Source organism: Sulfurospirillum diekertiae (assembly GCF_011769985.2).
Lineage (GTDB): Bacteria > Campylobacterota > Campylobacteria > Campylobacterales > Sulfurospirillaceae > Sulfurospirillum > Sulfurospirillum diekertiae.
This window is the reverse complement of sequence record NZ_CP039734.2, coordinates 1897930-1920887: the sequence shown is the minus strand read 5'-3', so window position 1 is coordinate 1920887 and position 22958 is coordinate 1897930. Positions and strand designations below refer to the sequence as shown.

Sequence of the window (22958 nt, the reverse complement as noted above, 5' to 3'; positions counted from 1 at the left end):
AAAGAGCGAGGATAGGGAATGGCAAAATATTTATACGGCGCTAGCATACAAGGAATACAAGAGTTTATTTTTAAGACAAATCAACTTCAAGAAATTATAGGGGCAAGCGAAATTGTCAGAAGCTTAGAAGGTGAGTTTACAGCCTTTGCCAATGTTGCCGATGAAAACATCTTACTCAATGCAGCGGGAAATATCAAAGCACTGTTTGATGATGAAGAAAACCTTCGTAATGTCGTTAAAAATTTTCCTAAAAAAATCATGCAAAAAGCATATGGAATTACACTCTCACAAGCCGTTGTTGATATGACAAAGGCTGAATATGATACGTATGAAAAGGCGATTAACGCACTTGAAAAAAAGCTCAAAACACAAAGAAACAAGCCATCTATTCCCCTTGATATAAGCATTAATCTCATGGAATTAGCACCTAAAACAGCAAGACCTGTCGCCAAAATAGAAAAAAAAGGTAATGATGAAATTCGCATGGATGTCTCCACTGCGCAAAAATATCAGGCAAACCCTACGAACAAAGGGCAATTGTCTGACTTAAAAAATAGCAAAGGTAAAATAGCCATTATTCACGCCGATGGTAATGGACTAGGTGCGCTAATTCCTACGCTGTCAAATATTCCAGTGTTTTCAAAAGGATTAGATAAAGCAACCCATGAAGCATACGAAGAAGCAAAAAAAGTCATACAAAGTGGCAAAATTAGAAAAATCATTTTGGGTGGCGATGATATGAGCGTTATTTGCGATGCAAATGATGCTTTAGCATTTACACGAACTTTCCTAGAAAAATTTGAAACTCTTACGTACATGCACACTGGGCATAAACTCACAGCATGTGCAGGCATTGCTTTTTGTAATGAAAAATACCCTTTCCATTATGCGGTTAGTCTAGCAGAAGCGTTATGTGGTGCGACGAAAAAGCACGCTAAAAATATCGATAAAAAGCTCGCCCCATCGAGCCTTATGTTTCACAATATTCAAAGCTCAAACTTCCAAAGTTGGGAAAAATTTATTGAAGATGAGTTAACCATTCGCAATGATCATGATGTGATACGCTGCGATTTTGGGCCATATTATGTAGCACATGTTGGGCAGCCTAGCATTGAAGATTTGATAGACGTTGTCAAGGTGTATCAGCAAGAAGGAAGCCCCATTAGCAGGCTTAGAGAATGGCTAGGTGAACTTAGTAAAAGTCATCACTATGCCAAGGATCTATTGGACAGAATTAATGAAAATAGTGCCCAAAATGATAAAAAGGCACTTGATACTCTAAATTTGAAACTCAAAAAAGTGCATCCAGCGTTAGGCACACAGACTATGATCATTCCGAAAGATGGTTTTGACAAAACTCTTATTTACGATGTGCTTCAAATTTTATCGGTTACGGAGGCAAAAGCATGACATTACGCTATCAACTGAAATTTTATGATTATTGGCATATTGGTAGTGGGCTTAGTGCTGGGGCAAGACTGGATAGCACTGTTATTAAAGATCAAAATGATTTGCCTTATGTTGCAGGAAAAATTATTAAAGGTTTAAGTCGTGAAATGGCAGAAACTTTGGACGACGCTGACTTTGTCAATACCTGCTTTGGAAACAATGGTATTGAGATGGGAAAATGTTATTTTTCAAATGCACAACTTCTGGAAACAACAGCAAAGCATATCTGTTCTTTGAATCTCCAATCTAACCTTTACGATATTATCGCTTCTACGAAAATAGATGAGACTAATGGTGTTGCTGAAGACAATAGTTTACGGGAAATTGAAGTAGTTGTACCTCTTGAGCTGTGTGGGGAAATCAGAGATCTTCCAGAAAACTATAAAGAAGCAATGACACGATCTCTTAAGATGATCAAACGCATGGGGCTCAACCGTAATCGCGGTCTTGGGAGATGTGAATTTTTTGTGGAGGAGAACCAATGAAAGAGTTAGTATTTCATGTAGAATTTTTAAGTGATATTGTCTTGCCTGCCACATCGAATACAGAAGGGAAAATAGACCACTTAGATTTTATCGCAGGAAGTAATTTCTTAGGCATGGTCGCACAAAAGTATGATGATTTTAAAGATAGTTTTACGGTTTTTCATAGTGGCAAAGTGCGATTTGGTGATGCGCATATCTTAAAAAATGAAAAACTGCCTACTTACAAAGTTCCTTATTCTTATGTCCATGAAAAACTTGAAAATGAGCGTATTTATAACCATCATACATTAACGCCCGATGATTTTAAGACATTAGGGCAACTTAAGCAATTGCGAAGCGGTTACATTACCAAAGAGAAAGAGCTAGTTTTTATAGACTACAGTTACTCTCAAAAATCAGCCTATGATAAAGAAAATAGAAAAAGCTTAGATAGCACTATGTATGGCTATAAAGCGATCAAAAAAGGTTCCATGTGGCAGCTTGTGGTAAAAGTTGATGGCAGTATAGTGCCTGAAGATGAAAAGCTTATGGTAGAGACTTTGCAAACAAGTTCAAGACTTGGTAAATCCAAATCAGCTGAATATGGGCAAGTGAAAATCACCCATTTGGCAGATCAAGCAAGAGAAAATATTAGCGAGAAAGATTTACCCCTCAATGAAGTTATTTTGTACTGCAATAGCCGAGTAGCTTTACTGGATGAGAGCGGTAACCCAACGTATGAACTAAAACACCTTTGTGAGGGACTAAAAGAAGAACAGATCGCTTATGAAAAAACGCAAATACGAACGTCTACATTTACACCGTATAATACGAAAAGGCAAACCAAAGATTATGAGAGAGTGTGCATTAAAAAAGGCAGTGTGATTGTCCTAAAAGATATATCCGATGCACAATTAAAGCAAATCCAACAAGGTGTTGGAGCATATTTAAGTGAGGGGTTTGGTGAAATTATAATTAATCCTAGCTTTTTGATGGAGAAAGGCTTTACATTTGCATCTAATGAACCAGAAGAGGTGAAAAAGGATGAACGACAAAAAATCACTCAAACGTTTACAGACTCCACAATACAGTTCTTAGTCAATCGTCATAATACAACCATTGATACGCTCAGAATTGCCAAGAACGTCGCAGATTTTATCAAAAACCACAAAGCTGAATTTAAAAATATCAACTCTTCTCAGTGGGGCAATATTCGCTCAATCGCATCCAGTAATCAAAATGATTTTATAGAAAAAATCAAAGGGTACATTGGGAGTGGTAGTAAAAAATGGGAGACACATCAAGTTGAAACACTCGTGAAAGCAATGGATCATGATGCGATTAACAAGCAAACATTTATCAAACTTCTTGCAATGAAAATGGGAGGCAAAAATGATGAATAAACGATACAGAGCTCATATTGTCATTGAAGCGCAAACGCCACTTAAAATGGGTAGTAATGCAATGGACTTTCTCCAAGATTCTCCTGTACAAAAAGATTGGAATGGATTACCGATGATTTTAGGAACGTCCATAGCGGGCGTTTTACGAAAAGAGTTTCATGGTGATAAAGCAGCAGATGTTTTCGGGCTAAATAATGGCTCCAAAATCATTATCTCAAATGCACTTTTAATCGCAGATACACAAGGGATGGTCTATGAAGATTTATGTGTTCAAAAATCAGATTTTTTAAAGCTTTTTGAGAACCTTCCCCTCCGCGAACACACCAAGATAACATCCAAAGGAACAACGCAAAAAGGTGCAAAATTTGATGAAGAAGTCGTTTTTAAAGGAACACGCTTCAAATTTAGCATTGAATTTATCGATAATAATAAAGAGCTCTTTATGGAGTTAATAGGACTTTTAAGAAGTTCTAATTTTCGCTTGGGTGGTGGAAGTACCAAAGGGTTCGGAAAATTTAAAATGATAGAGATTGAGTATGGACTTTTTGACATTGAAAAATATTCAAGCTCACTCAATAAACCTCTTGGTGGAGATAAAGAATGCAATCTTGAAACCATTACATGTAAAGATTACACCCCTTATATACTTCAATTAAAACCTGATGACTTTTTTATGTTTGGAAGTGGTTTTAGTGACAATGATGCCGATATGACACCCGTATATGAACAGGTCATTGATTATGAGAAACGCGCATTGAGCGAGAAAAAAGTACTAATACCTGCCTCTTCTATAAAAGGAGCTTTAGCCCATCGTACAACGTATCATTACAATAAGCTACATGGCAATACAATTGAAGCTGGCAACGGTGTTGACTCTGTTAGCACACTCTTTGGTGCGGCAAAAAATAGCAAGCAAAACATAGATGGCGCAAAAGGAAAAATTCTTATTACAGACTGTTTTAAAAACGATCATGGCAAAACCAAAACATTTGATCATGTAAGTATTGATCGCTTTACGGGTGGAGCTATGGAAGGTGCTCTTTTTCAAGAAAAAACAGTTGCAAACGATGAGAAATGGTATGAAATTGAACTTTTAGTGCACAGCGATATTCAAGGTAAAGAATTAGAGGCGTTTGAGCTAGCATTAAAAGACGTGACAACAGGGATGCTTCCACTTGGTGGAGCAACAACAAAAGGTCATGGCATCTTTTTAGGAACTATCACTAAAAATGGAGTAGCCTTATGAAAAAAAATCAAATTGAAATCATAGAGTATATCAATACACTCAAAGGCTATGAAGGGTATATCCAGATGAGCGATGCTCCCATCAAAGATATTTGGACAACGCCTAGCACGATTACTTTTTCCCCTCAAAATGGATTTATTTATGAGGCACATTTTTTTAATGGAAAAGATTCCATTGCCATTCGTCAGATGAACGATGTGTGGTTTGTGGATGAGACGAAAGATGTTTCGCTTATCGACACCCAAATATATGATGCGAAGCAAAGCCTTAAGATAAAAATGGCTCAGGTTTGGGAAGAAGAGAACGACCTACTTTGTGAAAATATACCCGTACTTAAACTCAAAAAAGTTGTTTTTGCAGGTTTTGCAGGAGATAGAAAATGATAACAGCACCTTACAATTTTGTACCACTCAATAAAGAAGTTTTTTATCCATCATGGAGTGAAGATGTGAGTCACGATATACCGTTTGAAGACAGTGAAAGCGGGGAAATAGACATTACGATTACGGCTAAAAGCCCCATCTTCATTCGAAATCATAGTGATGAGAGAGATAAACCTTCAGAAGAATTTTGCCAGTATAATGGAGAATATTATATCCCATCAACCACAGTCAAAGGGATGGTGCGAAGTGTACTTGAAATTATAAGTTTTAGTAAAATGAATCCAGATATGGTCGATGATAAAACATACTCTATTCGAGATTTGCGTAATCGAGATTTGTATATGAATCGAATGAAACCACAAGAAATTTTTTGTGGATGGTTAAAAAAAGTTGGGAACGATTATAAAATTGAAGACTGTGGTGTTGTGGGAAGAATTTCACAAGATAATATCCATAAAGATTTTGGATCTAAATTTAAAGCACAACAAGGTGGTTTTATTAACAAACCAGACTTTAAAACTGCTAAATACAAATATGATCTTTTAAAAAAACTCAATATTGAATTAACACAAAAATTTGATTTTTCCAAAGAAGCTCAAGGCAAAAAAATCTACACCAAAGGTACAAAATTAGAAGGTACATTGGTGCTAACGGGACAAGCAAGTGCACGTAAAGATAATGGGCGAATGGGTGATGGAAAAATATATGAATTTGTTTTTTTTAATGCAATAGGTGAGATAACACTATCAAAAGAAACAATGGAAAATTTCAAATTTGCTTATTTTGATGGACGAAAAACGGAGCCAAAAGAATCGCCAGATTGGAAATATTGGAAAGAAAAACTCGCTAATGGACAAAAAGTACCCGTATTTTTTCAAAAAGAGATGAGAAAAGATAGCAATGGTCAAAACCAAACAATCATTAAGCATTTTGGTCTTTCTTACCTCTACAAATTGCCCTATAACGGAAGTATTCACGATGGAATCTTCAAGTCACACTTTGAAAAAAAACTAGATTTAGCACAAACACTCTTTGGCTATGTAAATAATGATACTGCTCTAAAAGGTCGAGTCCAATTTAGTCATTTTAAAGCGATTGATAAAACAAAAATAGTTAAATTAGCCCCAAGAACTGAAAATTTAGGAACACCACGAGCATCATTTTATCCTTTTTATATCTTCCAAGAAGATGAGAAGCTCTACTCAACCTTTATGAATGATAATTTTGTGCTAGCCGGACGAAAACGGTATCCAATCCACAAAAACAATCCTGATGAAAGTAAAATATCCTATAATCCAACTAGTTCCATTGGGACATCTTTTAAACCTTTGAAAGAAGGTGTTATTTTTAAAGGTAAAATGAGATACCACAATTTAAAAAAATGTGAAATAGGCGCTTTGCTCTCTGCTCTTATATTTCACAGTACCCCAAATACATTTCATAATGTTGGGCTTGGTAAATCATTAGGGTATGGGAAAATCAATGTCGCAATTCATTACCCTAATAAAGAACAATATTTACAAGAGTTTGAAACACTGATGAAGGAAAATATTAATAACTGGATGAGTAGCAATATTCTTAAAGAGCTTCTTACAATGGCGACTCCTCAAGACAATCAAAGAAATTCGCAATTAAGTTATATGGAATTAGCAGATTTTGCACAAACTAAAAATGACAAGATTAATGGCTATTTAAAAAACTATTCCAAGTTAGACAATATAGTATCTGTCACTTTCACGAGTCCATCTCCTCAAAAACAACAGGCTATCCAAGTGGCTACATCTGATATTATTTCAAAAACAAAGATGCGAAAAACCATTACAGAAGCATGGCAAAGAGTATTTGGCATTTTTTATCATCCTCATCAAATAGAAGAATTTTTAAAAGGTGCATTTCAAACTACCCCAACAGATCAACAGCAAATTTATTTGAAATTGAAAGATAATCACTCTTTTATAGAGTTAATTCGCATGATTCATCAATACAATAATGGTCATTTGAATGATCAAGAAGTAGGTAAACTTTATTTAGAAGTGTTAAACATGAGGAGTTATAAATGACACGATTTCATAAACGTGAGGCACAAAAGATTGTTGCCTCTTTTATTGGTTCTAATACACTCTCCATAAGGGGTGCCCTTATTGCAATCATTTTAATGATTATTGCTTCATGGCTTCCTGATGGCTTAATTGAGGTCGTTGCGGGCGTTAAAGAGGAAGATAAAGTGAAAGTCTTTTGTCAACTACTTATATCCAGTGGGCTTTTAGTTTGGCTTATGTTTTTTATTAAAAATCTATCCAAAAGCTATGTCCCTACTGTTGATATTGAAATCGAACCTTCTCCTCAAGCCTCTAAAGTACTTATCCTTTTCTTGAGCGCAAATCCAAAAGTACATGAGGTATTGCACGTTAATAGTATTGATGAATTAGAGCGTAATAATTTTCGTATGCCATTACTTGCGATTAATCATCATAAAACGAGGCTTAAAAAGGTCATTGTTATTTGCTCAGAAGATTCACAAAATATTTATGAACCTTTTAAAAACCTTGTGCAAAAGCTTCTTCCAACATGTGATATTTCGATGATAGAACAAACACCTTCTGTGATTGATTTTGAAGATGGTAATGCTGTGTATGAGCTCTTAGAAACACTTTATCAAGACTTAGCAAAGGCTAAATACAAACATAAAGAGATCATGATAGATATTACAGGAGGCACCAAAGTGGTTACTTTAGCATCTGCCATTTTTGCCATACCAAATGATAAAGAGTTGGAGTATGTCTCAACATCAGATTATCAGATAAAAACGTATGACATACGCTATAGTGAAGCAAATTAAGTTAAAAGAAAAATAATGACAATTATCTCTATATGTGGCATGATAGGTACCACCAAACCAAATCCTAATGAAAAGAGTTTTATTCAAAAAACAGACGCTGATAAAGCGGTTTATGATGTTGATCTCTCTTTGCAATACCTCATAGCTCCTCCAAAAGAAACATATATTAACATGCTGCCTTTGCTGGTTGATACGTTTGCCAAAGAGCATCAAATCATTGCACTCGCAACGGCTTCTGCTGAAAAAATTCAAAAAGAAGTATTGTCCTTTGAAGGGCTTGATGTTACAAAGTGCTCGTTTGAATTCATCGATGATACAGCGTTTGAAGCATATTTTTCCACCGTCAATCAATTACTCAGGGAGCATGATGAAGTCATTATTGATCTTTCCCATGGCTTTCGCCATTTACCTCTTTTAACATTAGTAAGCCTTTTGGTCAATCATCTCAAATCTCCTGAAAAAATAAAACATATTCTCTTTGCTCAAGAAGTGATACCATCTAAGCATTATAAAATTATTGATCTCAATGAATATCTTGATATTGCAACCATTGCATACGCACTTGTCTCTTTTAAAGATAACTATACGATTGCTCGCTCTATCGTCCTTCGAACGGATCGCTATAAGCCATTACTTGAAATTTTAAGAGATTTTAGTCAACATATCTTATCGAATGCCATTCAAACGCTCTTCGAAAGAGAGTTGCCAAGGCAAATACGAGAAAAGATTGAGGAATTAGATTCTGATCCTCATGTAGCAGCGCTCAAAGAGCTTTTAAGTGGCATACGGTTACATCTTATCAATTTGGAAGCTATTTCTAAAAAAGCAGATTATGAACGTTATTATAAAATTGGAAAATTACTCCTTGAAAAGGGGTATTTACTAAATGCCATTACGATTATTAATGAAGCGCTACCACTTTATATTCAAAATATATTGCATTCCAAAAAACTCCTGTGTATTCCATCAGGGACAGATGCGTATCATGTGACAAAATCGATGATGGATTTTATTGAAAAAGGCAAACGTGATTCGACATTGATGTCAGAAGAAATTGATGCGTATTTTGTGTGTTCTAACAAAGTTGTTTTTGATGCGTTTTCCTCGTTGCAACAAAAAATGCGTCAACTTCGCAATGATTTTGCTCATGCGTATGGTGAAAATGCTCATGAAACGATTACTTCAACACTAGAGATGCTTTTTGCAACATTTCACACTCTTGTTTTTGAACAAAATTTATTTGCCACAATCAAACCTAGTGACAGAACATCTCCCCCTTGTCAATACGACTATACACTGTTTGAACTCAAAGCAAATACAATGTTTTTAAAGTTATTTCCTTTTGTGTTATTTAAAAATGTTTTTGAAGAGAAACGCATTTTAAAACTCTATCAAAAAGAGATTCCACCTCAATGGAATATACCTAAAAATATGAGTGAAAAACAGCATAGGTTAATTGATATATTGTATCACTACTTTGAGCATAAAAATGATCCAAAAGAAGCAAGGCATTATATGGACGCGTTTTATCAAGATTTTAAATAATCCAAAAATAATGAAGTAAAAGACACTGTTTGTTAGTACGTCGCTATAAACTAATGAAAAAGAGAGTTAATGATAAAAAAATTATTTGTGCTTATGAACCATGAGATGTTACCTTCTCAAATAAGTCAAGCGCATGAAGTACTAGGTATTGAGAAGATTATTTCACTCAATGATACCAACTGGTCATCATTTGATCCTGACGTCTCAAGCATTATAACTGCCTTAGCGTCGTATAAAAGTAGGCTTTTAAAAGACGCCAGTAGAGGCGATTATCTTCTGGTGCAAGGAGACTTTGGAGCGACCTACCATATGGTCTGTTTTGCGAAAAAATTAGGACTTACTCCGCTTTATGCAACCACGAAGCGCGTTGCGACACAAAAGATGGTTGATGGCTCTGTGGTGACACAGCGAGAGTTTTTACATGTAAGATTTAGAGAGTATGAGGACGCCTGATGAAAAGTACAACAACTGAGAAGAAGATTATTCACATTTTTACGCTGATGCAAAAGCTTTACGAGGGAGAAGAGCTCTACCCTCAAAATGAACGCATTTTAGATGAGCTTGGGGTGAATGAACGCACACTTAGGCGTTATTTAGAAGATATTCACCGTTTGTATGGGGACATTCTCGTTTCTGAAAAAAAACAAAAGTATCTTCACGGCAAAAAAGTATCGGTTTATCGTGTCCCCAATAAAGAACAAGACATTTCGAAAACATTGCGTTTTTTCCTTGAAGAGAGCAATGAGCTTAGTTGGATTTTAACGCTTATTAATGAGAATAATCCTAGATTTTTAAAACAACTCTCATTGAGTGAAAAAGAGGCGATAGAGCAAGCCATCGCTCAAGATAAAGAGGTGTTTCTTTTTAAGTCGAACCCTTTTGAAAATTTGCAAGATGAGCATGAACGTCTCTTCTCTCAACTAAAAATTGCCGTTAAACATCACGAGTATCGAACGATTATCTATCGTTATGACAATGAAGAAACAGTTGAAAGTGTCAAATGCCTCAAGCTCATTTTTACCAATAACAACTGGTATCTTGCCATTGAAACAGCAAATGAAGAGTTAAGGCTTTTGCGGATTGCATTTATCAAAGAGGTACGTTATTCCGCCAAAACGACCTATCAAAAGCATGTTCTTGCGAAGTACCGCTACTATTTTGAGAGTATGCAAAATGCGATGAGTTTGCAAGGTGTGGCACTCAAAACAGCGGTTTTAAAAGCATCACCTTCCATCCGCCGTTACTTTTTAAAAGAGATGAAACCATTTTTTGCATCGCAGAAATTTATTGAAGCACCAAGTGATGGTAGTGTGATCTTTAGTGTAGACTATACCCAACCAATCGAAATTTTACCGTTTGTTAAACAGTGGCTTCCTGAGCTAGAAATTTTAGAACCCAAAGAGCTGAGAATACTCTACAAAACAGAGCTCCAAAAAGCCTTGGCTCAACAAGGCTAACGAAAGAGTTCCAAGTTTTAATATGTCAAAACCTTACATGTAAGAAATGACATACTGACCCGATTATAAGGGGATTGAAACAAACTTGATGGTACGTGCAAAACCTTTTTTGTTCAAATGATGTATTGTCAGCGTGCCTTTACCGTAGTAGACTCTCAAAATCTTACATGTAAAATGACTGCTATCTTTTCACTTTTTTATTTTCTTCGCTTTTTGTGCATAATTTTCTATTTTTGACAGTTTTTGTCGCATCTATTGTTTATTATGCTACTTATCGATCCATTACAGGGCGGTTGAATTAGGTATTTATAAAAAAAGTAAAAGGATTTTTAATGAGACAATGGATAAATTTTAGTTTAGTGCATTTGACCTACAAAATAAAACTGTATTACGCATTACATAAAGTTTTCTACACACTTTTGGTTTTAATGATTTATCAGCTTTTGGTGCAAGAGAGTATCTTGACATTGAAAAATGGAATAGCTATTTGTGTAACATTGATTTTGAGTATGCTATGTGAGCATTATTATAAACGTTATCTAGCGCAATATTATGAGGCAAGAGCTCAAAATAATGATGCATAACTATCTACTTTGTTACGATATTTTTAATGGAAAACGTTTGTATAAGATTCGCAAGATTAGTTATCCATTTGCTCTTGGCGGTCAGAAATCTGCTCTTGAAATGCCACTTTCCCGAAAAGAAGCCAAAGTATTATTGACTACGTTATCACCCCATAGCGCGCCCGAAGATAAAATCAATCTCATTGAAATCGAGGAGCATCCTTTGTACATCGGCAAATCCATAGACGTAATATTTGAAGAAGGAATGATTATTTTATGAATACTATCATCATCGATAAAGATAAAACAGAGGTGACTTACAAAGCTTCCAAGCTTTATACAGCAGGGCAGAGTATACCTATAAAATTGGTTGATATGTTAGTCATAACAGATTCAGTCTGCATTGATACAAAAAGCATTATTCAGATTGCCAATGTCAAGCGAAGCGCAGAACTGGTCAGTTTATAGTGTAAAAAAGTTGCGAATTGAAACTTAAACCACCTCTTGATTTTGACCTTCTATGTTTGAAGATTTAGCTTCAAACTTATAGATTTCTGAGTGTAAAACTCCTGTTTGTTTCTTCTCTTTAAGTCGGTAGCTATCTCCTTGAATATTGATGATATGTGAGTGATGTAACACTCGATCTAATATAGCGGTTGTAACGATTTTATCTCCTGCAAAGACTTGAACCCATTTACTAAATACAAGATTTGAAGTAAAAATGGTAGAGCTTTTTTCATAGCGTTTAGAAATAATTTGAAAAAAGTGATTGGCTTCTTCTTTGCTCATATTGAAATATCCAATCTCATCAATGACAAGTACCGATGGAGAGGCGATAGATTTCAAGAAGCTATCATATTTTTTCTCTTTTTTGGCTCTATTTGCATTACTTAAAAGCTCACTTATGGTGGTAAATCTTACTTTATAGCGATGTTGCACCGCTTTGAGTGCTAGCGCAATAGCAAGATGTGTTTTACCCACACCACTTTCACCTAAGAGGATGATGTTCTCATACTTTTTAACAAATATTAGGCTTGAGAGTTCTTCAATCTGTTTACGGTTCACGCCAACGGAGAAAGTGTAATCAAACTGCTCTAATGTCTTAATAACTGGGAATCCTGCGAGTTTGGTCAACATATTTTTAGACCTTCCTAGTCTATTATCTACTTCCACTCGTAATACCTCCTCCAAGAACTGTGTATATTGCCAATTCTCTTTAGCTGCCATACTGGCAATATCATGATATTTTTCGCCTATGATAGAGAGCTTGAGTTCTTTACATAACTCATCGATAGAGGTATCTAACTCCATAATGCACCACCATAAAATCCAACAGGAAGGATGATGTTTGCAACCATGGGTATAAACTCATCGTAACATTGAATGTCTCTATTGGGGATATATAATTTTTCCAAGTCTTTGTGAGAATTGATTGGGGAATATTTTTTAGCTACACTTTCAATCAAAGCTTTAGGGTGGATTCCTTGATAGGCTTTAGGCACAGGAAGTAGCTGTAACTGCTCCTGTGCTAACAACTCAAATGGCATCTGTAATGTCGTTTGGTGGATGCGTTTATTGGCGGTATTGTCCAACCATTTTAGAACTTCCGCATTTGCATTATCAAGCGTTAATGTGTAATGTTTCATAGAGAGTCTCACTCGTAATCCATTATGAAAGTTATACCGCAGATAATGGTTAAATCTCTCAACTTTTCCTTTGGTTTTAGCGCGATAGGGTTTGCATACTTTGATACTAAATCCACAGTGTTTGGCAAAGTCAGCAAACAAGGGATTGAATCTATGATCACCTTTACCATAGTCATTTCGTGACAATATGACAGTTTTCATATTGTCATATAAACACTCTTTTGGAACACCACCAAAGTAGGCAAAAGCGTTCATATGGCACCCTATCAAGGTCTCAATCTTCTCATTATTAACGTATTCCACATAAGATGCTCTAGAGTAACCCATCGTCGCTACAAAGGCGGATAAATTATCCTTGGGAAACTCTACCCAGTCAACTTGCATCTGCTGGGCTGGTTTGGTTTCAAAGCGTATAATAGGCTCATCTAATTTGGCTCGAGCTCTAAGCTCATATCTTAGTATGACTTGTTGAAGCCACCTTAGACTTCCATCATATCCAAGCTTCTTAATCTCTTCATAAATGACGGTTAAGGGTATTTCACTTTTCTGCTGCTCTGCCGTCTCTAACATCTTGGCGATATGTGGCAAATAAGGATCAACACTGTTAATCACAGGAGGTCTATTGATATGGGGAATATAATCATCTGGAAGATTGGCATAGCGCCTTACAGTTTCTCTTGAAATACCTAACTTTCTAGCAATGGCACTTTTACTAAACCCTTCAGCTAAAAACTTCTTTATCATTTTAATTTCACCTTTTTTTAACATTCAACTCCTTTCCAAAAAATTGAAAATGGAGTTTAACCAATTTAACTTGGTTCTTTAAGGTTTTAAATCAAAATGCAACTCTCAAATTACATTTTCTACTGACCAGTTTAGCAGTTCGTTTGACAGCCAACGCCAATGTGCCTATTTTATACCTTACGAAAGACAGCAAACAGTTTGCATTGACATTACCTGCTATGGCAAAGAATGGAGAGTTAAAAGCACTTCAGTATGCCAATTTATCGAATAATCTTTCGATTGCAAAAAAATTGCTTTTTGATAAATTTACAACACATAAAGCCTCATTGGAGCATTTTGATATAACAATAAGCATTGATGAAACATTAACCCATTTAGCATTAGCTCAAAGTATAGAAGAGGTCATGGGTATTGAAGGAGCATTTGCAAAGCGTTACTTTGCTCACTATTTTTCACTATTTGAAAAATCGCTTACTAAAGGATTTCGTAGCAAAAATCCTCCGCTTGATCCTATAAATGCGATGCTCAGTTATATCTATACTCTTTCGTATTATGCTATTACGGCAAAACTGTATATGCGAGGGTTTGATCCGAGTTTGAGCTATTTGCATACACCGTTGCGAAGTCATTTTGCTCTGAGTAGCGATCTTTTAGAACCGTTAAGAGCTAGTATAAACTGTTTTGTAGCAGAACTTTTTTTAAAACAAATACTTCATGCGGAAGACTTTACATGTAAAAATGGTGTTTATCTGAAATATGACACAAGGAGACAACTATGGACACACCTCAAACCTTTTATGAATTCGCTCAACCCACAAATCAACAGGCAAATAGTTATGCTGAAGAAGAATTTAGAGAAAAACGATGCCTTGTTATAAAAAACAAAATGCTACAGGTCAATCTCAAAGGTAGCTACATAGAAGTGAGTGATGGTGTATTATCACAAATCTATGGCATCGCACAATTGCGCTCACTGTATCTGCACAAAGAGATTGATTTGAATATTGCCACCGCCTATGAGTTGTCTAAGTACCTTGACATCTTTTTTATTAATGCAAGAGGAATGATTTTAGCACGTTATGAGAGGATACAGACAGTATGAAAAACTATCTTTTATGCTATGACATCAGCGATAAAAAACGCTTAGCCAAGCTTGCAAAACTTTTAGAAAAAGAGGCGTTTCGTATCCAAAACAGCATCTTTTTACTTTTAGAACCAACTTCTCATGAAGTGGACATTTTGGTACAAAAGATAGAACAATGCATCGACAAGGCACACGATGATGTCAGACTCTATACCATTAAATCAAATGGTTTTCATTTTGGTTCTGCAACCAATCTTGATGAACCGTTTCTTTTGATATAACTCTAAGAGAGAAAACTATACAATGCACTCTGTAAAGCAAGAAATGGTTAACGTGAAAGTTTCGTTTAAGAAATTATTGATGCAAAAAAGGGCGTTTGCAAGGCGTTTAACCTTAAAAAAGTGCCATTTTTCATCATGTAAGGTTTACCTAAGAAATGAAAGTGCGATAGTATCGGCATTCTCTGCTATTACATACTGACCCGATTATAAGGGGATTGAAACTGATTGATTTGTAATAAACCATTGTAATGTTTCTATTACATACTGACCCGATTATAAGGGGATTGAAACAAGATAACATTGGAACTCCTTTTAATAATTTAATGATATTACATACTGACCCGATTATAAGGGGATTGAAACGTCAAAACAGCTAAAATAACTAGACGCATTTTCGATTACATACTGACCCGATTATAAGGGGATTGAAACTGAGATTTTCTACCATCTTCTTTTACATTTACTTTATTACATACTGACCCGATTATAAGGGGATTGAAACTAGAAGAATTTTTAGCTTAGGAAAAGGTTCATGAATTACATACTGACCCGATTATAAGGGGATTGAAACTTTAATCATTTTATTTCCTTTTAATAAATTTTAATTACATACTGACCCGATTATAAGGGGATTGAAACCCAACCATCAGAATCTTTTAAGTTTTCTGAATGAATTACATACTGACCCGATTATAAGGGGATTGAAACATCTCATCAAGCGTGCAATCCCAAGCATCACCAATTACATACTGACCCGATTATAAGGGGATTGAAACATAGTATTGTGGTTACTGTAACCCATAAATTCTGATTACATACTGACCCGATTATAAGGGGATTGAAACATTTCTTGTTCTTCAAAAAGAACATCAGCAGATTATTACATACTGACCCGATTATAAGGGGATTGAAACGGATAAACCATAGCTTTTTCTACTTTTTGATTTGATTACATACTGACCCGATTATAAGGGGATTTGCTTTCGAACCTAGAACATTTTAAAAATATAGTGAAATGTACGCCTGAAAAGCTCTATGCTATCTCAAGGTGCCCATTACTTCCACATCTTCTTGAAAAACTGCAAACTCTAGGTTTTATACTCTTTAAAAACTATCCTGATTCTGCTGATCAAAAGATTATAGATCTGATTACGTTGCAACACTTACTCCTCAATCCATAAATCTTTTTACATGTAAACATCTCAACTATCCAATTTCTCTCTATTTTTACCTCGCTTTTTGACAGTTTTTGTCTCACACTTACTCTACGATAGCACTCGACAAAAGGGAAAGAGTCTTTTGAAAGAGTGGTTTTTGTGGGCGATGACACGATTCAACATCAATAGAGTGCATGTAACTATGAGAAATCATACATGCATCATCAACAATAGTCTAAGGAATTGAAATGACATTTATACAACGCTTTTTAGTGGGTGGTGTGGCAATCGCTACTTTTTCATCACCTATCTTTGCAGAAGATTTTTACTATGACCTCCATGTGGGGTTGTCTCATTTATCGATAAATGATGGAGGTGATGGAGCTAACTATACAATAGGGTATGGGGTCAATCGAATTTTCGATAATAAAGTTTTTTTCGGTGTTTCTTTTGATTTGGAGACTGCTACTATAAGCGATACACACATTTATGGACTCAATGGCGACCTAAAATTGGGCTACAACATTTGGGATAAGTTAAATGTTTATGCTATTGGTGGGTACAAACTCCAAGATTTAGACGGCACAAGTGGTTATGGGCTTGGCTATGGCGCGGGTATGGAATATCCTATAACTCAGCATATTATAACAGCGATTGAGTATAAGACCTATCATATGAGTAGGAGTGATTATAAGGATTATGACTTTGATACGATTGGTTTGAATCTTAAGTATAGATTTTAAAACAAGGAGCGTAATGCTCCCTCCATTTTTCTAAAAATATAGATGAAGATCTCTGCGTGATTACTAGTATTATTACTTATGCTTCATTCCTACACCAAGAAATAACTCTTGATGTTGCTAAAACAATCTTAAATAAAGTGCGCCCAGTATCCGTTAATAATACAATATGAAATTTAGTATCTTTTATACTAAGAATATTGATAAAATTCAATATTAACTTCAAGGATTATTAGCCGAAGTACAAAATTCTACAGAGATTTTTAAGTTGAAGATCGCCTCCTAGCCTTTAATTGAATTGGAGAGTGACTAAAACTGAGAAGTCAATTATGTTTACAAAAAAAGAGTTAGTTTAAAGACTGACTCTTTTTTGAACAATAGCAATATTTTACAAATGAATTTTGTCAACACCGTTGTTGACAAACTAACAAAAAGTCTATTTAAAGGGCATTTTGAAGCATTTTGATTAATAATTTTTTTATAATTACTATGCTTTAATTATGCCATCTGTTAAATTTTTACTAGCAGGTAACGTGTTGTGTTAAACAAACACAATGGAGGAAAATGAAAGAAGGATCTAAGCTCCTTTTAGATCTTTAGAATTTAATTGTCAGAAGCATAGTTGGTATAGGTTTTAACTATATACCATGTTAAAAAAGTCTTCATGCCTATTTTATGCCATGAAGCAAAACAATGTTTAACATAATGCGTTCATCAACAAAAGGATTGTCGATGGACGTTGAACTTTTGGTTCAAAAATTGTTAGAAAAGTATGGCTATATGCTTACAAGAGAAGAGGTGGCTGAAGTGTTAAATATCAGCATATCAACGGTTGATAGAAAGCGTAAACAGTATCCAAAGCTGTTTCCACCTTTCAAAAAAATAGGTACTGGAAATCGTGCACCTGTGAAGTTCCCAGTACATGGTGTAGCTCAGTATTTGGTGCAAATACAGTAACCTTTATGAAGATAGGAAGAAAATCTTCCTATCGCTTTTTTTTGATCTTTGTAAAATCTAACTATTAATTAAAAAACAACACAAAAATTGATACAATATTTATCGCATATAGCATTTAGGGTAGAAATAGGGTAGAAATCTGAGAAATCCAAAAATGTGAGTGAGAAAAAAACCTCTAAAATAGGGGCTTTTGAGGGAAAAAAGAAACATGGTATTGATGATAGACAATTACGATAGTTTTACGTACAACATCGTTCAGTATTGCTTAGAACTAGGCGCTGATCTTAAAGTGATTCGCAATGATGAGCTGAGTGTTGAAGAGATTGAAGCATTGCATCCCGAAAAAATTATTATTTCTCCAGGTCCTGCAACACCTAATGAAGCGGGTGTTAGCCTTGAGGTGATTAAATATTTTGGTGGGAAAATCCCCATTTTAGGTATTTGCTTAGGACATCAAGCGATTGGACAAGCTTTTGGTGGAAAAGTGGTGCGTGCGAAGCGCATGATGCACGGGAAAACGTCTATTACAAAACAACTTCACAACAGCTGTCTGTTTGATGGTCTGCCTGAAACCTTTACAACAACGCGTTATCATTCTCTAACGGTTGAACAAGAAGGGCTTCCCGATGTAGTTGTTCCCACGGCGTACAGTACGGACGACCATGAAATTATGGCACTGCAAATAAAAGACAAACAAATCTATGGCGTACAGTTTCACCCAGAATCCATTTTAAGTGAACACGGACATGCCATTTTAAACAACTTCTTAAAACTATGAGAGAAAGACTTTTTTTACTTCTTATCCTTGTTATCAGTAGTGCATTACTCACCTATGGTGCGCAGAGCATTTCCATTAGCTACGATGAGGCGTATACTTTTTTTAATGGCAATGACCTCGTTCATTATCTTGCAGTATATTCGACACAGCTTTTAGGACAAAATGATTTTGCGCTTCGTTTGCCTTTTATCCTTTTACATTTAACTTCCATTATTTTACTGTATAAGATTGGCAAACTTTTTTTAAAAAAACGAATTGATCGTATCGTTTCGGTTGCCATTTATGCTTTTTTGCCAGGGGTTAATGGCGTAGCGCTTTTAGTTAACAGTGGTATTGTCGTCATCTTCTTCAGCCTTTTATTTACGTATCTCTATCTTAAAGAATGGAAAGTAGCTTCTCATATTGTGCTGATCATATGTCTTTTTGTTGATAATTCCTTTGCTATTTTTTACATTGCATTGTTTGTGTATGCTCTGATGAAACGCAAAACAGATCTGCTTATTGTGACACTGATTTTATTTAGTGCTTCTATGTATCTGTATGGATTTGATACAGGTGGAAAACCTAGGGGCTATTTTATAGACACATTAGGTGTGTATGCAATTGTATTTTCTCCATTACTTTTCTTATATTTTGTCTATGCAATGTACCGCATTTTAATTAAAGAAGAAAAAAATCTTCTATGGTATATCTCTTTCTTCTCATTAGTCGTTTCACTGCTTCTTTCGTTGCGCCAGAAGCTTTTGCTTGAAGATTTTGCTCCTTTTGTTGTACTCTCTGTCCCTTTGATGGTGAAAGTCTTTTTCAATAGCTATCGCGTAAGACTTCCTGCTTTTCGTAAATTGCATACATTTTTCTTTATCTTAGTGCTCATAACACTGTTTATCAACACAATGCTTAGTTTTTTCAATAAACCATTGTATGCTTTTATGAATGAGCCCTCTAAACATTTTGCAATTAACTATAATATTGCAAGAGAACTAGCCAATGAGTTGAAAGCAAGAGACATCCATAAAGTTATCACAAAAGATGATAAAATGGCACTCAGACTTAAATTTTACAACATAGAACGAGGTGGAGCGTATAAACTTATGAATCAAAAAGAGATAGAAGAAGGGTTTGAGCAGATCGATATTGCTTATTATGGTAAAACAGTGAGAACGTTTTATCTTTATCGTATAAATTAAAAAGAGGATAAAATGAAAAAAGCGTTTACGATGCTTGAATTGGTGTTTGTGATAGTTGTCGTAGGCATTTTATCTTATTTTGTTTCGACAGGTTTTCAACGCAATCCTCTACGCGAAGCTGCCGATCAATTGGTGAGTCATATTCGCTATACACAACATTTGGCGATGATGGATGACAAGTTTAGTTTGACGGATGCAAGTTGGGCATTAGGGAGATGGCAATTATATTTTTCGAATAATACCGGAAGCGATGATCAATGGGCATATACAATTTTCTCTGATTGGAAAGCAGGGCATACAGGAAATCCAGATATGGGTGAAGTAGCAGTCAATCCACTTAATTCAAGCCAATATTTAACAGGGGGGACAAGTGGAACTAATATAATTCATTATAGTGATCAAAGTGCTACTAAAGAATTAAATATTGGTCATAAATATGGAATTAAAGATATAACTTTTAGTGGTGGTTGTAGATCTAACGTTAAATATATACACTTTGATTATTTAGGAAGACCTATGAATTCTTTGTCCACAAACCCATATGAACTACCTGCAACAGGGTGGCATAAACTTTTAACGACACAATGTAAAATCACTTTGTGTGATAAAGATTGTACTGATGGCTCTGCTCAAAAAGTCAGTATTGCAATAGAAGCTGAAACAGGCTACACACACATTCTATAAACCTCTTAATTTCTTTAACATAGTTTTAAGGTGTAAGGATATATAATTTCGTCCTCGTTTGAGAAAGCGGGGTTAAAGAGAAGTACCCAAAGTAGGGGATAAGCTTCACGTTCATTACCATTTTAACAATGTCAAATTCAATCTTTGAAATCTAAATAAGCGACCTTAGTCAGTGACGCGAAAAAAGAGATTATCAACTCTTTATTAAAAAAAGAGATACTTTAAGTCAAATGAAGAACACTTCATAAAAATTTTATGGAGAGTTTGATCCTGGCTCAGAGTGAACGCTGGCGGCGTGCTTAACACATGCAAGTCGAACGGATGAAATAAGCTTGCTTATTTTGTTAGTGGCGCACGGGTGAGTAATGTATAGCTAACCTGCCCTTTAGTGGGGGACAACAGTTGGAAACGGCTGCTAATACCCCATACTCCAGCTTATCGTAAGATAAGTTGGGAAAGATTTATCGCTAAAGGATGGGGCTTTATGGTATCAGCTAGTTGGTGGGGTAACGGCCTACCAAGGCAATGACGCCTACCTGGTCTGAGAGGATGATCAGGCACACTGGAACTGAGACACGGTCCAGACTCCTACGGGAGGCAGCAGTGGGAATATTGCACAATGGGGAAACTCTGATGCAGCAACGCCGCGTGGAGGATGACGCATTTCGGTGTGTAAACTCCTTTTATAAGGGAAATAATGACGGTACCTTATGAATAAGCACCGGCTAACTCCGTGCCAGCAGCCGCGGTAATACGGAGGGTGCAAGCGTTACTCGGAATCACTGGGCGTAAAGGATGCGTAGGCTGGAATCAAGTCGAGAGTGAAATCCAACGGCTTAACCGTTGAACTGCTCTCGAAACTGGTCACCTAGAATATGGGAGAGGTAGATGGAATTGGTGGTGTAGGGGTAAAATCCGTAGATATCACCAGGAATACCGATTGCGAAGGCGATCTACTGGAACATTATTGACGCTGAGGCATGAAAGCGTGGGGAGCAAACAGGATTAGATACCCTGGTAGTCCACGCCCTAAACGATGCACACTAGTTGTTGCGATGCTAGTCATTGCAGTAATGCACTTAACAGATTAAGTGTGCCGCCTGGGGAGTACGGTCGCAAGATTAAAACTCAAAGGAATAGACGGGGACCCGCACAAGCGGTGGAGCATGTGGTTTAATTCGAAGATACACGAAGAACCTTACCTGGCCTTGATATCCTAAGAATCCTGTAGAGATGGGAGTGCTAGTTTACTAGAACTTAGAGACAGGTGCTGCACGGCTGTCGTCAGCTCGTGTCGTGAGATGTTGGGTTAAGTCCCGCAACGAGCGCAACCCTCGTGATTAGTTGCTAACAGTTCGGCTGAGCACTCTAATCAGACTGCCTTCGTAAGGAGGAGGAAGGTGAGGACGTCAAGTCATCATGGCCCTTATGGCCAGGGCTACACACGTGCTACAATGGCTAGGACAAAGAGACGCGATACTGCGAAGTGGAGCAAATCTTAAAACCTAGTCTCAGTTCGGATTGGAGTCTGCAACTCGACTCCATGAAGCTGGAATCGCTAGTAATCGTAGATCAGATATGCTACGGTGAATACGTTCCCGGGTCTTGTACTCACCGCCCGTCACACCATGGGAGTTGAATTCACCCGAAGCCGGAATACTAAACTAGTTACCGACCACGGTGGGTTCAGCGACTGGGGTGAAGTCGTAACAAGGTAACCGTAGGAGAACCTGCGGTTGGATCACCTCCTTTCTAGAGTATTGGGGCACTATCTCACAATGGTGCTCCGGCGAGCACAGCTAGGGAAGCTTATTTAGTTTTGAGAGATTGAATGAAGACAACGAAACGGGCTTATAGCTCAGGTGGTTAGAGCGTACCCCTGATAAGGGTAAGGTCAGAGGTTCGAGTCCTCTTAAGCCCACCATGACTTGTTCTTTTTCGCATAGCCTGTGTTAGTTTTTTAAATGGTTTAGTCACGTACTTAATGTACGCTCCTGCACCATTTAAAAAACTGCCTTGTCTCTGCAGAAAATAACTGCGTCATCAGGCCAGCCATGGGGAATTAGCTCAGCTGGGAGAGCGCCTGCTTTGCACGCAGGAGGTCAGCGGTTCGATCCCGCTATTCTCCACCATTTTATCAAAAATGGTGAAAGATTGTATCAAGACATTGTTAGTGAAAATGAGGACACAACGTCTAATATAAGAACAATTGTGGTTGTTTTTATATTAGACTTTTTAGTCTAAATGTTATTTAATTTATTATTGTCAAAGTCAACAAAACGCAAAAAAACAATTTACAACTTGTTAGATGGTTTACATTTAATAAGGGAGTGAAATGTGCATTAGAATAC

At 36.3% G+C, this 22958-nt stretch carries 23 protein-coding genes, 2 tRNA genes, 1 rRNA gene and 1 CRISPR repeat array; of the genes, 24 read left to right on the top strand and 2 right to left on the bottom strand.

Annotated features, from left to right (window positions below):
• Positions 1–18: 18 nt before the first annotated feature.
• The 13 genes from FA584_RS09850 (at position 19) to FA584_RS09790 (ending at position 11817) form a co-directional block, all read left to right on the top strand.
• Positions 19–1410: a Cas10/Cmr2 second palm domain-containing protein gene (locus FA584_RS09850; protein WP_167749332.1), complete on the top strand. Its 1392-nt coding sequence runs from the start codon at positions 19–21 to the stop codon at positions 1408–1410.
• Positions 1407–1934 (top strand): RAMP superfamily CRISPR-associated protein, encoded by a 528-nt coding sequence (locus FA584_RS09845; RefSeq protein ID WP_167749331.1) that lies wholly within the window; start codon positions 1407–1409, stop codon positions 1932–1934. Before FA584_RS09850 ends, FA584_RS09845 begins: the two co-directional genes overlap by 4 nt.
• Positions 1931–3316, top strand: a complete 1386-nt coding sequence (locus FA584_RS09840) for a hypothetical protein (protein WP_167749330.1) — start codon at positions 1931–1933, stop codon at positions 3314–3316. The genes FA584_RS09845 and FA584_RS09840 overlap by 4 nt, the downstream gene beginning before the upstream one ends.
• A complete protein-coding gene (locus FA584_RS09835; protein ID WP_191342047.1) occupies positions 3309–4562 on the top strand; it encodes an RAMP superfamily CRISPR-associated protein in 1254 nt (417 codons plus the stop codon). Before FA584_RS09840 ends, FA584_RS09835 begins: the two co-directional genes overlap by 8 nt.
• Entirely contained in the window at positions 4559–4945 is a 387-nt protein-coding gene (locus FA584_RS09830) for a TIGR04423 family type III CRISPR-associated protein (protein WP_167749328.1), read from the top strand. The genes FA584_RS09835 and FA584_RS09830 overlap by 4 nt, the downstream gene beginning before the upstream one ends.
• Positions 4942–7005, top strand: a complete 2064-nt coding sequence (locus FA584_RS09825; RefSeq protein ID WP_167749327.1) for a TIGR03986 family type III CRISPR-associated RAMP protein — start codon at positions 4942–4944, stop codon at positions 7003–7005. Before FA584_RS09830 ends, FA584_RS09825 begins: the two co-directional genes overlap by 4 nt.
• The gene (locus FA584_RS09820) at positions 7002–7784 is read left to right on the top strand and encodes a TM1812 family CRISPR-associated protein (protein ID WP_167749326.1); all 783 of its coding nucleotides are present in this window, start codon (positions 7002–7004) and stop codon (positions 7782–7784) included. The genes FA584_RS09825 and FA584_RS09820 overlap by 4 nt, the downstream gene beginning before the upstream one ends.
• A gap of 15 nt (positions 7785–7799) precedes the next feature.
• A complete protein-coding gene (locus FA584_RS09815) occupies positions 7800–9329 on the top strand; it encodes a TM1812 family CRISPR-associated protein (protein ID WP_167749325.1) in 1530 nt (509 codons plus the stop codon).
• A gap of 69 nt (positions 9330–9398) precedes the next feature.
• Positions 9399–9782, top strand: coding sequence for a CRISPR-associated protein Csx20 (gene csx20 / locus FA584_RS09810; RefSeq protein WP_167749324.1), 384 nt, complete (start codon positions 9399–9401; stop codon positions 9780–9782).
• Positions 9782–10786, top strand: coding sequence for a helix-turn-helix transcriptional regulator (locus tag FA584_RS09805; RefSeq protein ID WP_167749323.1), 1005 nt, complete (start codon positions 9782–9784; stop codon positions 10784–10786). The genes csx20 and FA584_RS09805 overlap by 1 nt, the downstream gene beginning before the upstream one ends.
• A 332-nt stretch (positions 10787–11118) precedes the next feature.
• The gene (locus tag FA584_RS09800) at positions 11119–11370 is read left to right on the top strand and encodes a hypothetical protein (protein WP_167749322.1); all 252 of its coding nucleotides are present in this window, start codon (positions 11119–11121) and stop codon (positions 11368–11370) included.
• Positions 11371–11407: 37 nt separating this feature from the next.
• A complete protein-coding gene (locus FA584_RS09795) occupies positions 11408–11629 on the top strand; it encodes a hypothetical protein (protein ID WP_191342046.1) in 222 nt (73 codons plus the stop codon).
• Complete coding sequence (locus tag FA584_RS09790; protein WP_167749320.1) at positions 11626–11817, top strand: hypothetical protein; 192 nt, start codon at positions 11626–11628, stop codon at positions 11815–11817. The genes FA584_RS09795 and FA584_RS09790 overlap by 4 nt, the downstream gene beginning before the upstream one ends.
• Positions 11818–11841: 24 nt before the next feature.
• Here FA584_RS09790 and istB read toward each other — a convergent pair whose 3' ends face one another.
• The gene (gene istB / locus FA584_RS09785) at positions 11842–12660 is read right to left on the bottom strand and encodes an IS21-like element helper ATPase IstB (protein ID WP_025344704.1); all 819 of its coding nucleotides are present in this window, start codon (positions 12658–12660) and stop codon (positions 11842–11844) included.
• On the bottom strand, positions 12651–13763 hold the full coding sequence (gene istA, locus FA584_RS09780; RefSeq protein WP_167749319.1) for an IS21 family transposase: 1113 nt from the start codon (positions 13761–13763) through the stop codon (positions 12651–12653). Before istA ends, istB begins: the two co-directional genes overlap by 10 nt.
• A gap of 119 nt (positions 13764–13882) precedes the next feature.
• Here istA and cas1 point away from each other — a divergent pair, with 119 nt between their 5' ends.
• From cas1 to FA584_RS09725, 11 genes are all read left to right on the top strand, one after another.
• A complete protein-coding gene (cas1, locus tag FA584_RS09775; protein ID WP_167749318.1) occupies positions 13883–14617 on the top strand; it encodes a CRISPR-associated endonuclease Cas1 in 735 nt (244 codons plus the stop codon).
• A gap of 8 nt (positions 14618–14625) precedes the next feature.
• Entirely contained in the window at positions 14626–14841 is a 216-nt protein-coding gene (locus FA584_RS09770; protein WP_167749317.1) for a hypothetical protein, read from the top strand.
• Positions 14838–15104, top strand: a complete 267-nt coding sequence (cas2, locus tag FA584_RS09765) for a CRISPR-associated endonuclease Cas2 (protein ID WP_167749316.1) — start codon at positions 14838–14840, stop codon at positions 15102–15104. Before FA584_RS09770 ends, cas2 begins: the two co-directional genes overlap by 4 nt.
• 187 nt (positions 15105–15291) lie before the next feature.
• A CRISPR array of direct repeats spans positions 15292–16087; the repeat unit is 35 nt; unit sequence ATTACATACTGACCCGATTATAAGGGGATTGAAAC.
• Positions 16088–16509: 422 nt separating this feature from the next.
• The gene (locus FA584_RS09760) at positions 16510–17004 is read left to right on the top strand and encodes an outer membrane beta-barrel protein (protein WP_167749315.1); all 495 of its coding nucleotides are present in this window, start codon (positions 16510–16512) and stop codon (positions 17002–17004) included.
• Positions 17005–17733: 729 nt separating this feature from the next.
• Positions 17734–17958: a helix-turn-helix transcriptional regulator gene (locus FA584_RS09755; RefSeq protein WP_167749314.1), complete on the top strand. Its 225-nt coding sequence runs from the start codon at positions 17734–17736 to the stop codon at positions 17956–17958.
• A gap of 208 nt (positions 17959–18166) precedes the next feature.
• Positions 18167–18736, top strand: coding sequence for an aminodeoxychorismate/anthranilate synthase component II (locus FA584_RS09750; protein WP_167749313.1), 570 nt, complete (start codon positions 18167–18169; stop codon positions 18734–18736).
• Positions 18733–19923, top strand: coding sequence for an ArnT family glycosyltransferase (locus FA584_RS09745; RefSeq protein ID WP_167749312.1), 1191 nt, complete (start codon positions 18733–18735; stop codon positions 19921–19923). The genes FA584_RS09750 and FA584_RS09745 overlap by 4 nt, the downstream gene beginning before the upstream one ends.
• A 12-nt stretch (positions 19924–19935) precedes the next feature.
• Positions 19936–20607, top strand: coding sequence for a pilus assembly FimT family protein (locus FA584_RS09740; RefSeq protein WP_167749311.1), 672 nt, complete (start codon positions 19936–19938; stop codon positions 20605–20607).
• A gap of 252 nt (positions 20608–20859) precedes the next feature.
• Positions 20860–22359, top strand: a 16S ribosomal RNA gene (locus FA584_RS09735).
• 95 nt (positions 22360–22454) lie between these two features.
• Positions 22455–22531, top strand: a tRNA-Ile gene (locus FA584_RS09730).
• Between the two features lie 132 nt (positions 22532–22663).
• A tRNA-Ala gene (locus FA584_RS09725) sits at positions 22664–22739 on the top strand.
• Positions 22740–22958: the final 219 nt, after the last annotated feature.